Genomic DNA, 16,049 nt, shown 5'->3' with positions numbered 1-16,049 from the left:
GTAATTATGTACTCAGTAACATTGAAAAAGAGAGTAGAAGTTCAAATACCAAATTATTTTATTTTTAAAGCATCGGATTAAGAATAATACAATGCTCACTCTATATTTAAATATTTATCAATGTTTTTTAATAAATGTTGATATTCTGTGAATTGATTTTCATATTTGGGCAAAATATTTTCAGATACTGCTTCTATAACTAAACTGGCCGAAAAATTGACTATCGCTGGATACCATAATCATTACTGTGATTAATGTTGTTTTCATTGGTTTAAGTTTCATCTAGGATAATAAATTGGTACATTTTATTAAAAAAATTAACTTTAATAATTGGCACTTTTCTACCGGTGCCAAATAGATGTATTCTAATTTTAATAATAAATAAAAAGGCTGTCACAAAATGCAACAGCCTCTACTATTCAAAAGCAGTGGATTATAGTCCCTGATTGAAAGTATAAGTAGGGGTTATTGTTTGTTCAAGTACTGCCCCTGTAGATGAAGTGGCTTTTATTTTCCCCTGTAAATTTGATATTGGTGGATTTCCAATTTGATTTGATGAAACATAAGCCATTTGTACGTTACCTGTGCTAAATGTAGCATCTGTAACTTCGTAGGTATTGGTTCCATTGGTTACATTCTCTGAAAAATTGTAATTATAAGCTAGCTGACCCGCATGGTTAAAAGTAATATTATATTCTATTTTTATTATAGTAGCATTTCCTCCGGCTACAGCCTTAAATGATCGTTTGAACCCTTTCAGATATGTTTTAACGTCGCTAAATCCTGTTAATTGATATCTGTAATCAACCTCCATTGCTAATGCACCTACAAAGGTAATTTCGGGGGCTACTACAACATTAAATGATTTCACGTCACTTTCATTCCCGTATTCGTCCTGTACCTGGATATTATAGGTATAATTTCCTGTCTGTACTGCGTTGAAATTAATATTAAACGCACCATTGGCTCCTAATGCATATGAAGTATAAGCATTATTTGTATTTTGAATACCGCCTGTATTATTATTGCTTGATGCACTAATCCATGTTTTATATTTGATGGTGGTATTTGCAGTAACAGGCGTTTTCTTGATAACTCCGATTAAGCTCATTTGAGTATTTGGTAAGACATTTAAAGAATTAATATTCATAGATTCAATAACAATTTTTCTTGCAATTACAGTTTGTTGAATATTATAGTTCGACTGAACTGTTGCATTCTTGATAGTATAATCTAATGCTCCTTGTCCTACCTGGTTTGTTGCAAGAATAACAGTAAAATTATCAATGTTCGGCAAAGGATAAAACTGTCCTGTCTGAACAGCAACTCCATTTAATTTGATGTTTCCATTATAGGAATTGAATCTTATTTCATATCCTGTATTGGGCTGGCCTGAACTCGGAACAATTTTCATCAAGTAAGGTGTTTCATCTGACTGATAAATATCTGCTGTACCTCCGGTGAAAGTATGGGTAAATTCAGAAACTCCGTATTTAAGGCTAAAAATTTCTTCCTTACTAACTCCTTTATCATTGATTGCTGTAACTTTTACCTCATGGGTTCCCGCAACGTTTCCTACATACGTTAAGATATTCTCTTTAGTCGTCAACGCATATTCTGTATTAGGCTGCAAGATCTCAGAGCCTAATTTAAGGGTGCCATTTAAAGAAGATGTATATTTAATTTTTATTGGAACTGATGCAAAGTCATAGTTAGTTACAACATTATATTTCATTTGGTTGGCTTCTCCTACGGATTTTTCTATGAAATAATCGTCTCTTTCGATTTTAAATCCGAACTGCCCACCATTGATATCGTTCCACTCTCCATCATCTTCGCAGGAAGTTAAACTCAGTGTTATGCTGAAAAAAGCAATGATTAAATACAATAAATTTTTCATAATATTATATTTTATTTGATGTAATATTTGATTCCTCCAAAAAAGGCATAATTTGATTTTGAAAAATCACTCTTAAGATCATAAAACTGAGTGTAGTTCACTAATAGAGATAGTTTTCTTGCCAGGACTACTTCAATTTCTGCAGATCCCGAAAGTCCATACACAAATCCTTTTACCTTGGCCGGGATTTGAGCATTATACTTCGGATCTTTCTGATTTCCATCATTTACATTTTCATAGGCCCCAAAAGCTCCAACATAAGCATTTAGAAAAACAGGATATAAGCCTTCATAGCTATAGCCTGCCGAAACGTTAAGTCCATACTTTTGATAAGGTAAAACCTGACCATCCGTATAACCCACTTTTGTATCTTGGTAAAAACCTTCTACTTTGCCTAAAAATCCTTTATCTCCGAAAACATGATTATATCCTGCAATGGCCATGAAAGAACCTCTTTTTATGGTGTCGTTAGAAGCAATATAGCCATACTGAGCGTGAACTCCTGATTGGTTAGCCTTTCTTCCCTGGGCATTATAACAAAGCTCTACAAAAAGGAATAGTATTATTAAAATTCGTCTTTCCATAATGTGATTTTTTAGTTGATATATTCAGCTGATAAAATATAAGCTGGCTTAATTTCAAGTTTTAAGTTTCGTTCGCCTTCATTTTCATTAATAACTACATTAAGCGTTTTGTTTTCTCCAATGGTGAACTTATCGAAGACAAAAACCAACTTTTGCTTTGTTCTTTTTCCTATACAATCAGGTTGGTTTGACCAGATCGGTAGAAATATTTTTTCTTCGGTATCGAAATCGATTCCTTTCTTTTTTATTGGACTTGTAATGAATGAAATATTTTGAATATCATAATTAATATTACTACGGTTTGAGACTTCAAGCATTACGAAAATCTTTCCGTTTCCTGAATAAACACCCTTTACAAATCCTTCAACGCCCCGTATTAAGAATGAATTTCTATTATTAATCCATCCTTTTTGTTTCAACAGCTTTTCTGCTGTTTTTTCATAATCCGATTTCTCAGCTGTAACGACAGCTACATTTGGTTCTTCAACGACTGCTGGTTCTGTAACTATTTCGGGTTGTACTTCTTCCTGTACTGGTATATCTATTACAGCAGTGGCGACAGGTTTAGTAGTAGCCTTTTTCTTTACATAAGTCTTCTTTATAGGCTTTTTGTAGCTTTTTTTCCTTTTCGTTTGAGAGTAGCATAAAACACTACCTACAATGAAAATTGAAATTGCAAACTTTCTCATCTTGTTATTATTTATAAATTATTATTTGGCATTCGATATTCCCTGAAAGGGAGATTTTGTTCGATTTATTTCTTGTTCCTCCACTCGTTGCCCTGCTGATCATACCGCCGACAACGGGCACACTATTTATTAACCGTCCGGCTTCATCTTTTAAAACTTCTCCGGCATTGGTTCCTCCATTTCCTTCATTTACAGACAATGGCAAACCGTCCTCTCCGTCATATCCTACGATTTTTCCGGAAACGTTATACATTTTACCATTTGCCCTAATGGTATGTATTTTAGCATATATCCTATTATTTTCCAATTGAATAGAACCGACTGCATATGATTTTCCTTTAGAAATAGTCTCACCTTTCAAAATGAAATTTTCTAAAATCACAAAAGAAATACTTCTGTTATTTGATGCCTCACCTTGTGAAATAAGCTTTGATTTTACCTGGGCTATACTGACAGGCTGCTTTTCTGTATACGTTGAAAACGAAGGCTCTTTATAGGTCTGCTCCGGCTGATAACTGGTAACTTCTGAATAAGACGGCTTAGATGTTGAACTGAGTGATGGTGATGACGATACTGTATTTTTCTTTGAAGAATACCCAATTTTACTGTTTGAAGGCTCCTTATCCTGCCACATACTATAATTTCCATATACATCATGCGAATTGGATGGACCTAAAGTTGCTCCTGATTGAGTAGGTTTGGGCTCATTATTAATTACATTCTTTCCGCTCCCCAGTTCTGAAAGTTGCCTATCCAAAGTTTGAAAATCAACATCAGTATTTGCCTGGGTTTCTTCCGAGGGTGTAAAAGTATTTTCTAAAGCATTTGAAGTTTGCTGCGGACTTTTCGGGTTGATAGCTTCTAACTTTGAATTGTACTTACTTTGTTCAGCTTCCGGATTACTGAACTCTACCACTTCTTCTGTTGTATCATCCGAAGTATAATTGGAAATTCCATAGGCTAGAATTCCGCAGATGGCAAGGCCAAAAACTCCATAAGCAAAATATTTGTTTCTATCTTCCGTAGAAATATTTTTCAGATCAAACTTGCTCTTTTTCTTAATATTTTCCGTTTTACTTTCCATTTTCTTTAGGGTTTTGGTTGGTTTCTTCCTCTGACGCTTTAATTTCTTCTACGGCAGGTTCTGACTTTACATCTACTTTTTGCAGACTTTCGGAAAATTGGGTGATCAACAATCCATAAGGGTTATAAGGAAAATTTCTATTTACTCTCTCCATTTTCAATTTTATCGTACTGTTATAAAATTCCGATACCCCTCCATTAACTCTTTGGATTCTTACGACAAACTCTGCAGTATAAGGCACTTCTTTAGTTATTTTTAAAGTTTGTTGCAGAATTTCAGCATTTTGAGTAAGTCCGGCTATGGATAAAAATTCATCAAAATAGCCTTTGTTCGCCCGGTCTTTAATTATTATTGTCGGCTGATCTCCAACTAACCATAAAACACGCTCCCGTTTTCGCTTCATGGAAAATGCGTCTAGATTATAATATTGATCTACAAAAAGCTCAAGATTAGCCTTGGCCTGAATCAATTCAGCATTCTGTATTTCCAATTTTTTTAAAGGAATGAGTTCTCCTTTTTCATTGATGCTGTAAATATTATTGGTGCTGTCTTTATATACTGTAAAAGCAAAGAAAAGCGAGCCTAAAATGCTTAGTATGGCCACAAACCCAACTACCCAAACGGTAGTATTGTTTTTCTTTAAAACCGTAAAAAAATCTTCTCCTGTTTTCATATTTAATTATTGAAACATTCCTGTTATATAACTTGTAACCACTCCGAAAAGTTTGATCTTAACGGTAAAGGTGACGATCATAGCCACTAAGATTCCGGCACTGAAAACTGTTCCGTCTACCGTGTTCCCCATCATTCCATAATTTCCCCCTCCGGTATCAAATTGCGCAAGAATAGTTGATTGCAGCAATTCGGTAATATTGATGATTCCGATGTAGCCGATACCCAGGATAAAAATCCCGATGTATCTCAATATCCATCCTGAGAAAAGTTTACTGGTTTCACTATAGGTTGAGAATGCTACGGCCAAAGGAAACAGGAACTGCAATAATTTTAATATAAATACCCGCTGAATCAAGTATGCAGCTGTAATACTCATATCTGCCAATTTGCATAATCCACCTATTAACCAGGTGAATAGCAGGGTAACAATAATGATAATATTGGCGAAAAAAGCTCCCATATAGTCAAAAACATCCTCACACCCTGCGAAAATATTATCCAATTTTGTAGAGACTTGGTTGTTCAGATTCTCAAATAAATCAGATGAAGTGGCGTCCATAGTAGTATCTACAGAAGCAAAAACATTTTCAATGGATAACATAATCCAATCAGAACTCATTACGATTAATCCGTACCCGAAAAGAGTCATTATATTGCCAACTTTGGGGTCTTTGCTATCAAAATCTTTGGTAAAAGCTTCTAATATTTTAAACATCAGTAAGGCAAAGGCCAACACTTTTGCTCCTGAAAATGAATAGAGAAAAATATTAGAGTTTGATAGCTGCTTAGTCAGTTCATTTATAAATGCAAAGTCCATTTTAATTGAGATAAGAGGTTAACTTTGATTTCTTAATTAGTATCTTTCTACGCTCAGTATTAAGCAGTTCAAGCCTCTCCTTATCAGTCATTTTAAAAAAATCGTTCGTGAGAATCTTGTTTACAAAAGCAACTCCGGACGTAAGCGATGTTAGGAGTTGCGAAACGTTTGTTAACACTCTTTTTCTTGTGTTGGGATTTTTAATCCTCTGGGCATCCGTACGAACTCTTGAAGCGATGGAAACAGATTCTTTGTACATATTAGTTATTTCCGTAACAGTAGATACATCACGTACGTACCCGTTTACTTTATTCAGGGTCTCAGATGCCTTCTTCATATATTCCAACGATTTTTCCAACTGGCCGATCTGCTGGGTAGTATTGGCAATCTGAGTACTCATGTTTGATGCCTGGGTAGGGTCAAACACAACGCTCCCTCCGATTTGGGCAAAACCCAAAAACGGCAGTAAGATCAAAACCAGATTAAAAAGTTTCTTTTTCATATTCATAATTTTTTGTAATTCTTTTAATAATATTGATGGATTCTTCCTCGTCTATTTTTCTTCCCTTTAAATCGTCTCTGATCTGCTCAAATTTTGGCTGATTTTCAATCATAATCTTAATGGCTGTTTCCATATCTTTTGTGATATCATAAGCTTTCATCAGCAGAGTGTTCATGGCTCCGTCGGTTTGGTAGGCCCAAAAAACCTCCGGGGGAACCTCCAGGTTATAAACCTGGTGCGTGTCGCCACGAAGCAGGAACAATTGTGAATATTTCCTTTCTCCGCTGAAATTCTTTTTAATTGAAGACATTTGGTAATAGGCGTGATCTGAAAGATTAAACCTTTCCTGTATGGCTTTATAGTCTTTGGCTCCCAAAACATATAAGATCTGAGTATTGTCAATAATAGCATCAGAAAGTTCATTTTTAGGTAGCTGGGCAATGGATTGCAATACAATTCCAATACTCCCGTTCTGCTTCCTGATAGCCTGGTAAAACCATTGGATTCGCCGTAACATTCCAGCCCATTTTAATTGCTCCGCAACTTCATCAAATAGAATCACGCCCCGGGTAGATTTGTCCTGCCAGATCATTTTATCAATCGTAGTCGAAATAAGCTGCAGCATGATAGACAGCAATAATTTATTTCCCCGGATAGCATCCAACTCAAAGACAATAATGTTTTTCTCGTACAATTCAGTTCCAAACGTTGGTTTACTCTCGTCATATAAAAAGGAGTAAGCTCCGCCATCCACAAATTCACTCATGAGCAATACAAATTCATCTGCATTAAAGAATTCCTTTTGTATTTCAAGATGTTCTATGATATCGTTCTTGTCGATGATGAATGAATTGATAAACGAAGGCAGGGAATGTCCTCTTTTGATGTTCTTATAATACAATTCTACCACTCTTCTCAGGACAGCTCTTTCCTGTTCTGACAATGTTCCATCCCTGCGGAAGTGTACCCCGATGAATTCGACCAATTCATCGATTTTGGCAGTAGTCAGGATTTCATTTGACCGCAATTCGAAAGGGTTAACCCCTAAATTATCTCCTTCTTTGTAGGTGATGTAGGCAATATCATTAGGGAATAAGGCTTCGAGTTTTCTGTAAGAACCCCCTAAATCAATAATGACCTGTTTCGCTCCATCTGAATAATGGTGTGAAATGATATGATTGGCTGTAAAAGACTTTCCACCGCCTGTTGGCGACAGTATAAAAAAGTTTCTTGCGTCAACATAATTTTTATCTTCATCCCAAACATCCACGGTTACCGGAACCATCCCGGCCAATCTTGAATTGAGTCTTAAGCCCTCCTTGTCATTGTTATATTTTCCTGTACAGGTAAGAAAAGACGAAAACACTTCTAAATTGGCAATGTAATAATGATCATCAACAAATAAATGTGAATTTAATGGATAGGAAAATTCATATAAGGCGGTAAGGTTATCCCCGAAAGGCCTTTCTGGCTTAATATCAATATCTTTAAAGCGTTCAGTAACAGTATCAATTCTGTTATTAAGATCATTTTCAGTATTGGCAAAAATTACGATGTTATTATGTGCCCGGACAATTCTCTCCGTATCAGAATGTTTTGCCATTTCTTTAAGCATATCACCCGTCTGTTCAGCCCAATATTCATTCGTCTTATCAAACCTCCTGAACTTATACAGGTCGTCATGATTCTTCTGGGCCTGGTTGTAGTGATACTTGTTATCATCCAGTACTGCTATTTGATTGTAGATGTGGGTAAATCCTAAATCATGGCTGAAATTATCACCGTAATTTCTGAAAAATTTGATTTTGTCATTACTCAGGTCGGCATCAGCTCTGCAGGATCTTAGTTTCTCAGGAAACTTGTTTTCCTGCGGAAATTTAAGGATAGACGCATATTTGCTTCCTATTTTCAAAAAATCCCATTCATTGCGGATATCTACACTATAATCCTTGTTCAATCCACTGTTGATGTATTCATAGTACGTATTCAGATATTCCTTTGAAAGGGGTTGAATCTTAAAATGATTATTACCACTTAATTTAACAGACCGCAGATAAGTTATTACCTGGCCAACCGAAGCAATAAAATTTTTAATCTTATCGTCAAATTCCGCAAACATTCGTTTCTGTGGCGGACGGATAGGATTTTTTAATTTAGACAACTGTATAGAAGTGTTGGGCAGGATAAAAAATACATTCGTTTGATGGGAAATGTAGTCCATCCCATCAAAATATTCCTTGGTTTTTCGCTCTAAAAAATTTCTTGTCGGAAATTGCTTTGCATCAAATTTATCTTCTGAAAAAATATCCTGCTTAAAAAAGATTGTTCCGGTTGGCAAATCTCTCAGTGCCTTATTCCAGTAATCATTTAATAAGTCAAAATCATTCTCTCCCAGGGAATATTTCTCCGGCATCTGGAACCTAAAACCTAATGCGAAATTTCCTTGCTCCCCTAACACATAATTTTCCATAGAATGTATTTTAATATTATTTTTTCTTTGATCTGTCTCTTGTCAATGGTGAAATTTCTTTAGGAAACTTTTCATTGAATAATTTTTTCATAATATGGTCATTACTCATCACCAATTTTGTAAACACAAGGCTTAAGGCGTTGATAATTAAAATGCATATAATCTTAACCCAACTAAAACCCATGGTAAGGGTCATTAGAGACATCCCTGCAATCCCAATGAATAAATAAAAAGCATTAGGAGAAAAGCCATGTATTTGTGGCTTTCTCCTGATGTTCTTATAATTCCTGATTTCTTTCATTGTTATAAAGACACATTTTTAACTACCTGATAAGCCCCAATAATAAAGAATACTGCCAGTAAATACCATCCTACAATCTTTAAAGCTGCCAAAACATCTTTACTGTCGTTGTACTCATTCAACGCCTTCCATCCGACCCAGATTAAAGCGATAGCGGCAACAATAGGGAATGCCTTAACCAGTTCAGCTAAAATCTTATTCCCTCCGGAAGCAAGACCTAAATCCTGTGCATTCATAAAACTTGCGGAAAGTAAAAACAAAGTCAGACTTGCCTTTTGACAAAAATTTTTGTTCAACATTTTCATAATTTTTATTTTTAGTCATTATAATTTTTGATTTTTTTCAGTAAAATAGATGTAGTGGTTATTGCTGAAATTAATAAGAGTCCTACTCCAATAAAAAATAATGCAGTTTTTTCTCGATTAAAATCCTGGATAAGACTGGAAAAAAATTGAGAATTAAAAACTAGATAAAATAGAAGCATTACGAATATTCCCCATAAGATTGAGGATGCTATTGATAAGAAAATAATCAATAATACTCTGTCAATTTTATTTCTTGATTCTTCCATCTAACTATAATTTTTACCTGATTTGAATTTCGATTTTCAAACTTATAGCATAAAAAAAGCAGACGAAAAAAAATAACCCTTATTCTTCTCCTTAAATAAATAAGGGTACTGAATAAGGATTATTTTACAAAAAATAAAGCCTGATAATCAGGCTTTAATATATATTGTGGAAATTTAAGAAATTATACTTTCTCGCGTAGATTTACTCATTTCATTGATTTCTTTCTTACTTCTAATCCCGATTTTTTTATAAATCTTATTAAGATGAGTAGATAACGTTTTTTCTGAAATATTTAATCGCTCGCTGATCTCGGCATATTTCAATTCCGGATTTTCTAACAAAATTTTTAAGATTTCGTTTTCTCGTGCTGAAAGCTCTGCAATAGGGATATTTTTTTTCAGTTCTTTTTTTCTTAATCCATATAGGAAAAAGTCTATTGTAAGGAAGAAAAATCCAACACTAAAAGAGGATTGCTCTATTACTTGGTTATCTCCGAAAACAAGTATATTAAATGGTAGTGATAGCAGCCCTAAGAATCCAATGATTCCTATGAAATAATGAATTTTTAATACTGCAGATTTTTCTTCTTTAATTTTTTTTATTTGATCTTTAATAACAACAATTATCATCAATAAAAGAACGATGAAGAAAAATCCTAGAAAAAATACTCTTGAAACCTCTAATGATTTGGTTACCGTATAGGGTAATATAAATAATACAATAAGGGCCATGCATGCAGCCATCCCAATGGATGCAAAAGAAATTTTTTCGTAAAACTTAAGATTGTAGATCTTCTTTAAATAAAAAAGATAATGGAAGGCTACGACTAAACCAACGGTAAAAGCCAGGATATTTTGTGCCAGGATATCAATACCAAATTGATGATCCGGGAGTAGACCTTCGATCAGATTATAAACTATTCCTGAAAATAATAATGCACAAAAATTAAGATAATAGTTTCGATCTCGTTTGTTCCATACATTAATCAATTGTATAAAAGCAACAATTAATAGTCCTGCAAATATTAGGATATAAATAAAAGTACTGATTTCAATTTGAGTATTAAACATATTTCAAAAAATATAATGGATAATCTAATTCAAAAGTTTCATGGAAAATAATAAAGCCGTTTTTCTTATAAAACCTTAGGTTTTCCGGCGTCGTTGTTTCCAGATACATAAGTTTTCCTTCATAAAATTGAAGAGTTTCCTGGAGCAGCTTACTACCTACTCCAGTTCCCTGGGCTTCTGGTGCAACGCCCATCAGCCATAAATGTATAAAGTCTTGTTTCGGATGATAAGATTTAATAAGATTTTCTCTTTTCAATACCTGAAAAAGATTTTCGATTCCAATTACAGCAAATAAGAGCTTAACTTCTAAAATGATACGTTTAAGCGTTGATTTCCATTTATCGATAAATATAATGCAGCCTTTAGAATCATCACTAATAAAGATATGACCAAGTTCTAAACCTATATCAAACTGAAACTCCATTAAAGATCTTAATCTCTCCCGGCGTTTTTTATCATTCTTGACGACAAAATTTATTGAATTCGGTATTAAGACATTAATAAAAGCAGATGTTAATATATTAACAACATCAATTTTGTCTTTTTTTTCAGCCATTCTCATAATTATTCTTTCATGTTTGGTAAACAAATATATAAAAGTTTAATATATTAAACTTTTCTTTCTCTTGAAATTCCTATTTGTTCAGCAAAAAGGTTGATCTCATCAATGATATGCATGTAATTATCAATCATTTTTGACTTTAAGTTTTCCTTCTCCGGAAGTTGTTCTACTTCGATATTATACTTTGGAAACTTAATCAGTTCAGCCTTACCACCAGATATAAATGCGAATTTACCCGGTGTAAATTTGGTGAACTCATGGGAACGAACTTTCGGAACTTCTTTTTCACTGACGGTTTTTGAGGAAGAAGATTGTCCTGTAGTTCTTGAATGAGTCTTAATTTTCTTAGGTTCAAAATATTGCTCATAAAATTTACCCGTGTCCGGATCATTGGCTCTACCAAAGAACAAGGTCGATAAGTTGGCCAGGATCGCTTTAAATCCATCCCTTGTATATTGTATTACAGCTTGCGAAATGTCCTGTGCACAATAGATAGTTGCTATCTTAAAGCTGGCCATTGTAGCAGAGATTCGGGCCATATTTCTTAATTTGATGGTTGGAGCCTCGTCCAAAAGGATGAATGCAGGTTCCTGATGTCGGACCATCATTTGTTTAGTAATGGTATGAATAATTGTGGCCAAAAAAGGAGTGATTACTTCTTCGGATTTTGGATCATTCATGATTGAAAGAACGGTTTGATTTTCTTTTGAATTAAGATTTAGGTCAATATCATTACCAGTCAATGCCCAAAAAGATTCAGGGAAGGAAATTTTTCTTAAAGCATTGGCCAAAGTTGAAACAACTGCAGCAGTTTGTTTTTCAGATGCAAGCCCTAAAATAAATGATGATGCCTGGATTTTTACTCTTTTATCAGCAATAAGAAAGTTCTTCAATCCTAAAAACGTGTCATAGGCCTCTTCCTGCAAACCTTTGCTTTGCTGTTCCTCTTTTTTTAAAGAAAAATCAACAGAAAGGATAAAAGCAATAACGTGGGGAATAGTACAGTAGTGTTGATAGTGCAGTGAAAATCTAAGGATTATGGCACTTAATAAACTTCCTGCAGTATCATAAAAAAAACCGTTCTCCCCTTTCTCTGAACCGGCAAGGTTATCTAAAATTACCTGCGTAACAGCAGACACCTCTTTTTCATCATCCAAATATTTCGGGTTAATAGGATTCAGCCTGACACTGATATCAGGACGGTGTATAGCAAAAATCTTTAACCTTTTTCCAAAAAGGGGAACGCATATTTCTGTCAGTTCTCCATTTTTATAATCATAGATTAAACCAGAGAATCCCCACTTTGCAAAATGAATTAAAAGCGAATAAATCACAGAAGCCGTTTTACCACTTCGGGAAGCTCCGAAAACTCCAATCCCTGCGAAAATATTTCGGATAATCCTCTTTCTTCCTCTAAGATTTAATTCTACATCAACTATAGGCTGTGCTTTAGGTTCGTAATTGGAAAGACCTATGAGTAGTCCCAATATTAGAGCCGGAGCAAAACCGAAGGGCAGAAGTTTTTCAATAAATGAATATGGGAAGTAATGATGTATCACTGCCCCAAATATCAAAATAAGCGAAAAGCTTATTAATCCTTTGTTCCCGCGAAATGACGAGATAATATAGCCTAACAGCCCTACAACTACGTATATTATAAGAAATATGACAATAATCTCTTTGCTTAAAAACTCTGGTAAATTCATATTATTAATAGTGCATTCCTTTGTCTACGATTAAATTTTTTGCCATTTTGACGATTTTAATTACTGCATCCAACTTGCTTTTTGGAAAACTCGTTGGAATTGGCAGGGGCTTAAGTTCATTCCTAATCTTCTGTGAAGGATTAAGTTCATTTCTTACCGTGTTCATGCCTGTCTGTTTCATAATCTCCTGTTTAATCCTTCCTTTGATTTCTCCCCGGGTCCGGTCAGCCACTTTTTTCGATAGGTCTTTTTTCATTTGGTTCCGAACTGCGTATTTTTCCTTTTCCGGTCTTTCGTATTCAAATTTTTCATCAAAAACCTTTTCAACAATTTTGGCAAATTCATCACGGTTAAATCCAACCTTAGCTCCATTGTTAATCTGTCCGTCTTTTTGATTGGCATTCGGTGACATGGAAACTTTATCCTTGGGATTAATACTAGTCTTATCGTGCCGGGAGACCACAATATGGGAATGATAGTTCATTCCTCCTTTCTTTACACCTTCATTGACAACTTCTCCTGTATATTTATCTCGTAAAAGCTGGCTTTCCAAATCTGCAATCTTCATTTTATTTAATGGGTTCCTGCTTTGCTGATATTCTTTGATCTTAGTAAGAATAGGCTTGTTCTTGATAACTGCCTTGTCTTTATGGCTGTATTTTCTTTCAGTCTCAATTTTTGCATAATACATCAGGTCTTCGCCTGTGATCTTGCGTTTGGTAGTATCAAACCCTTTCTCTTTCCAGACTTCATTTTTGATATCGTCCTTGACGTTCCCGAACTCTTTTGTAATGCCAAATTTTACGGCATTTTCCAATTTATAATCCAACTTATGTTTCTCAACAAAATACTTACCGCCATCCTGTTTTAGATCAGATTCTTTAAAGGAAATTTTAACGGGTTCACTAAGGCCAGGGACATCATTATAAAAATTAAAACTCTTATAGCTCTCTTCTTTATGTTTCTTATCCTCAGTTTCAACTTTGGAAAAGTAAATCTCTACAAGCTGTTTGCGGGCAGTGTCTCTCTGAATTGCTTTATCTAATATTTTAGTAATCTCGGCTTCGTTTTTAAAATAAATACCGTCTTTTTCTGATTTGCATATGATATTATTATTTACCCAAAGCCTTATTTCTTCGAGACTGTTCTCACGCTTATAAGCTATGTATGTAGACTGATATTTAGTCTCCAATATCCTAGCATCAACTTTAAAATTATCATTCTTAGATTGCTCCCTAAGAACATTTTTCTCCACTAAAAAGTTTTTGAATCGCTGTTCTATTTCCTTATCTTTTTGGAAATCCTTAGCTTGAATCATTTCTTTATGTACTGATTCTTTAATTTTTTCGAAATCCTTAGAAAATTCCTTCTGGGCCTGATAGATTAGATGTTTTTCATATTTATGATCAAAAAGATTTCTTTCAATAGTATAGCTGCCATTCGCTGAAACAGTTAGCTCTTCTGTCCGGATATTAAATTTTAACGGGTCTTTTAATCCCGTATTATCAAATGTAAAAGAAATACTTTCTTCGTTCTTAACAAACTTTGGTTTTTGACTTTCAATCTCCTTGAAATCAATGAACTGTAATTTTTGTGCTGTTTCTAATTTTAATATTTCCTGTATTTTATGCTCGTAAAAATCAGATAAGATCTGAATATCTCCATTTTCATCTTTTACCAGATCATTAGATTCTTTATCTACAATGGCGAAATTCCCAACCCAGACCTGAACTGGTTCCGGCATTCTTTCATCAGTTATCTTCAATAATTTTGCTTTCTCACTTTCTGCCAGGACTTCTGCTTTAATGGATTTTTTAGTTTCCCAATCCGAAATTTTAAAACTTTCTTTCTTGGGTATATATTTCTTCTCAACAAGGTAATTATTGAAATATACAGAAGTTTTAATATTGATTTTTTTCAGATCATCCTTTGAAGGAACTTTGTCAGGATTCAAATAAAATTCTTCTCCATTTTGATCGATTTCTTTTGAAATATCAAAACCCGATTCTTTTATATTTTCCTCCTGCATGGATTTCTTAATTTCTGCAAATTTTTTACTCAGAAACTGGCTTTTTGCCTCATAAAGCTTATCGTTATAAATACTTTCAGGAATATAGCAAACACCATCACGCATTTGTATTTCATTGCTATCAAAATAAAGTTTAAGTTCCTTATCAAATTCATCCCATTGATGCATAAGATACACTTTATCTTCTTTCACATAATCTGTAAAATAGTCAGTACTTTTGGCTGCTATACCTGGAATTTCTATTTTTTCATTCCTGAAATTTTCTCTTTCAACTATTGTATTATACTTATCTGAATAATATTCTTCGTCAATAAAAAGCTGTTCATCTTCAATTTTATACTTTCCTTCTGGCACAAACAGATCGATTTTTTTCTCAATATCGGAAGAATAAAAAGTAAATATCTTGCCGTGTGGATATTCCTGTTTTTCATTAAACTTACTCACTCCCAGATAGTTTACATCCGGTTGCAGGATTTCACTTTTTATGGCTTTATCTTCTAAAAATTTCGTAAATCTTTCTTCAATTTCGGCCTTCATTAATTTTCGTTCTGCATCTGTCGGAAGCGCTTCCTGATTGGCGTAAATCTCTCTATCCATCTGAGAAGCATATTGCTCCATAACCTCCTGAGTAAATAATTTCATTTGCAGCTTCATTAATTGATCTTTCTGCTCATTATAAAAATCTAATGCGGTTTCAATATTTCGGATATCTTCAAAGATCAGTCCCCGGTTTGTTAGCTCTTCAATGGCTATCTTTTCCATATGCTCCAATTCCTGCTGACTAGGACTGATATTGAGCATATAAAAATTACTGGAAGAAAGATTTTGAGTGCCTCTGTTTTTGTCTAAATTGTCTGCAGCTTCAAATACGTTAATCTTTGAATTTGGGTCTTCCAGATCATACGGATTGTAGTCTTGATTGAAAAAATATTCTACAGAATTAGGATTGATTTCATTCTCTTTGCCTTCTAAAATAAGGTGTTCATTTTTTAATTTTTCATTTTCATTTTCCTTATCCAGATACTGCATTATATTAGATGCAGATTGTGACTTCTTTGCATCGTGAGAAACTATTTTAACATGCATTT

The 16,049-nt window shown here is 34.1% G+C and carries 14 protein-coding genes; all 14 read right to left on the bottom strand.

The genetic code is table 11. The features are described 5' to 3' along the window. Window positions 1–433: 433 nt before the first annotated feature. The 14 genes from BUA76_RS16455 to BUA76_RS16385 all read right to left on the bottom strand — a co-directional run bounded on the left by BUA76_RS16455 (window position 434) and on the right by BUA76_RS16385 (window position 16,047). On the bottom strand, window positions 434–1,900 hold the full coding sequence (locus BUA76_RS16455) for a hypothetical protein (RefSeq protein ID WP_072885890.1): 1,467 nt from the start codon (window positions 1,898–1,900) through the stop codon (window positions 434–436). Between the two features lie 11 nt (window positions 1,901–1,911). Then, on the bottom strand, window positions 1,912–2,484 hold the full coding sequence (locus tag BUA76_RS16450) for a conjugal transfer protein TraO (RefSeq protein WP_072885889.1): 573 nt from the start codon (window positions 2,482–2,484) through the stop codon (window positions 1,912–1,914). Window positions 2,485–2,495: 11 nt separating this feature from the next. After that, the gene (locus BUA76_RS16445; protein WP_072885888.1) at window positions 2,496–3,173 is read right to left on the bottom strand and encodes a DUF4138 domain-containing protein; all 678 of its coding nucleotides are present in this window, start codon (window positions 3,171–3,173) and stop codon (window positions 2,496–2,498) included. A gap of 7 nt (window positions 3,174–3,180) precedes the next feature. Continuing rightward, a complete protein-coding gene (gene traM / locus BUA76_RS16440; RefSeq protein ID WP_072885887.1) occupies window positions 3,181–4,257 on the bottom strand; it encodes a conjugative transposon protein TraM in 1,077 nt (358 codons plus the stop codon). Then, window positions 4,247–4,930, bottom strand: coding sequence for a hypothetical protein (locus BUA76_RS16435; RefSeq protein ID WP_072885886.1), 684 nt, complete (start codon window positions 4,928–4,930; stop codon window positions 4,247–4,249). Before BUA76_RS16435 ends, traM begins: the two co-directional genes overlap by 11 nt. A 6-nt stretch (window positions 4,931–4,936) precedes the next feature. Then, window positions 4,937–5,749 carry a type IV secretion system protein gene (locus tag BUA76_RS16430; protein WP_072885885.1) on the bottom strand — a complete coding sequence of 271 codons (813 nt, stop codon included), beginning with the start codon at window positions 5,747–5,749 and terminating at the stop codon, window positions 4,937–4,939. Window position 5,750: 1 nt separating this feature from the next. Further along, a complete protein-coding gene (locus BUA76_RS16425; protein WP_123855577.1) occupies window positions 5,751–6,251 on the bottom strand; it encodes a hypothetical protein in 501 nt (166 codons plus the stop codon). Continuing rightward, window positions 6,232–8,721 carry a VirB4 family type IV secretion system protein gene (locus tag BUA76_RS16420; RefSeq protein WP_072885883.1) on the bottom strand — a complete coding sequence of 830 codons (2,490 nt, stop codon included), beginning with the start codon at window positions 8,719–8,721 and terminating at the stop codon, window positions 6,232–6,234. Before BUA76_RS16420 ends, BUA76_RS16425 begins: the two co-directional genes overlap by 20 nt. Before the next feature lie 16 nt (window positions 8,722–8,737). Continuing rightward, window positions 8,738–9,022 (bottom strand): hypothetical protein, encoded by a 285-nt coding sequence (locus tag BUA76_RS16415; protein WP_072885882.1) that lies wholly within the window; start codon window positions 9,020–9,022, stop codon window positions 8,738–8,740. 2 nt (window positions 9,023–9,024) lie between these two features. Continuing rightward, window positions 9,025–9,321: a hypothetical protein gene (locus BUA76_RS16410; RefSeq protein WP_123855574.1), complete on the bottom strand. Its 297-nt coding sequence runs from the start codon at window positions 9,319–9,321 to the stop codon at window positions 9,025–9,027. A 446-nt stretch (window positions 9,322–9,767) separates the two neighbouring features. Then, window positions 9,768–10,664, bottom strand: a complete 897-nt coding sequence (locus tag BUA76_RS16400) for a helix-turn-helix transcriptional regulator (protein WP_072885879.1) — start codon at window positions 10,662–10,664, stop codon at window positions 9,768–9,770. Beyond that, window positions 10,657–11,220: a GNAT family N-acetyltransferase gene (locus BUA76_RS16395; RefSeq protein ID WP_178337354.1), complete on the bottom strand. Its 564-nt coding sequence runs from the start codon at window positions 11,218–11,220 to the stop codon at window positions 10,657–10,659. Before BUA76_RS16395 ends, BUA76_RS16400 begins: the two co-directional genes overlap by 8 nt. Window positions 11,221–11,273: 53 nt before the next feature. Beyond that, the gene (locus BUA76_RS16390; protein ID WP_083573253.1) at window positions 11,274–12,932 is read right to left on the bottom strand and encodes a type IV secretory system conjugative DNA transfer family protein; all 1,659 of its coding nucleotides are present in this window, start codon (window positions 12,930–12,932) and stop codon (window positions 11,274–11,276) included. Window positions 12,933–12,936: 4 nt separating this feature from the next. Then, window positions 12,937–16,047, bottom strand: coding sequence for a DUF5712 family protein (locus BUA76_RS16385; protein ID WP_143149932.1), 3,111 nt, complete (start codon window positions 16,045–16,047; stop codon window positions 12,937–12,939). Window positions 16,048–16,049 lie beyond the last annotated feature (2 nt).

The sequence above is a fragment of the Chryseobacterium takakiae genome (assembly GCF_900129385.1).
Classification (GTDB): Bacteria; Bacteroidota; Bacteroidia; order Flavobacteriales; family Weeksellaceae; genus Chryseobacterium; species Chryseobacterium takakiae.
This window is presented reverse-complemented; position numbering and strand designations above follow the sequence as displayed.

Coding starts and splice junctions, on each gene's coding strand:
- BUA76_RS16455 (WP_072885890.1), bottom strand. CDS start 1,900: ATGAAAAATTTATTGTATTTAATCATTGCTTTTTTCAGCATAACACTG.
- BUA76_RS16450 (WP_072885889.1), bottom strand. CDS start 2,484: ATGGAAAGACGAATTTTAATAATACTATTCCTTTTTGTAGAGCTTTGT.
- BUA76_RS16445 (WP_072885888.1), bottom strand. CDS start 3,173: ATGAGAAAGTTTGCAATTTCAATTTTCATTGTAGGTAGTGTTTTATGC.
- traM (WP_072885887.1), bottom strand. CDS start 4,257: ATGGAAAGTAAAACGGAAAATATTAAGAAAAAGAGCAAGTTTGATCTG.
- BUA76_RS16435 (WP_072885886.1), bottom strand. CDS start 4,930: ATGAAAACAGGAGAAGATTTTTTTACGGTTTTAAAGAAAAACAATACT.
- BUA76_RS16430 (WP_072885885.1), bottom strand. CDS start 5,749: ATGGACTTTGCATTTATAAATGAACTGACTAAGCAGCTATCAAACTCT.
- BUA76_RS16425 (WP_123855577.1), bottom strand. CDS start 6,251: ATGAAAAAGAAACTTTTTAATCTGGTTTTGATCTTACTGCCGTTTTTG.
- BUA76_RS16420 (WP_072885883.1), bottom strand. CDS start 8,721: ATGGAAAATTATGTGTTAGGGGAGCAAGGAAATTTCGCATTAGGTTTT.
- BUA76_RS16415 (WP_072885882.1), bottom strand. CDS start 9,022: ATGAAAGAAATCAGGAATTATAAGAACATCAGGAGAAAGCCACAAATA.
- BUA76_RS16410 (WP_123855574.1), bottom strand. CDS start 9,321: ATGTTGAACAAAAATTTTTGTCAAAAGGCAAGTCTGACTTTGTTTTTA.
- BUA76_RS16400 (WP_072885879.1), bottom strand. CDS start 10,664: ATGTTTAATACTCAAATTGAAATCAGTACTTTTATTTATATCCTAATA.
- BUA76_RS16395 (WP_178337354.1), bottom strand. CDS start 11,220: ATGGCTGAAAAAAAAGACAAAATTGATGTTGTTAATATATTAACATCT.
- BUA76_RS16390 (WP_083573253.1), bottom strand. CDS start 12,932: ATGAATTTACCAGAGTTTTTAAGCAAAGAGATTATTGTCATATTTCTT.
- BUA76_RS16385 (WP_143149932.1), bottom strand. CDS start 16,047: ATGCATGTTAAAATAGTTTCTCACGATGCAAAGAAGTCACAATCTGCA.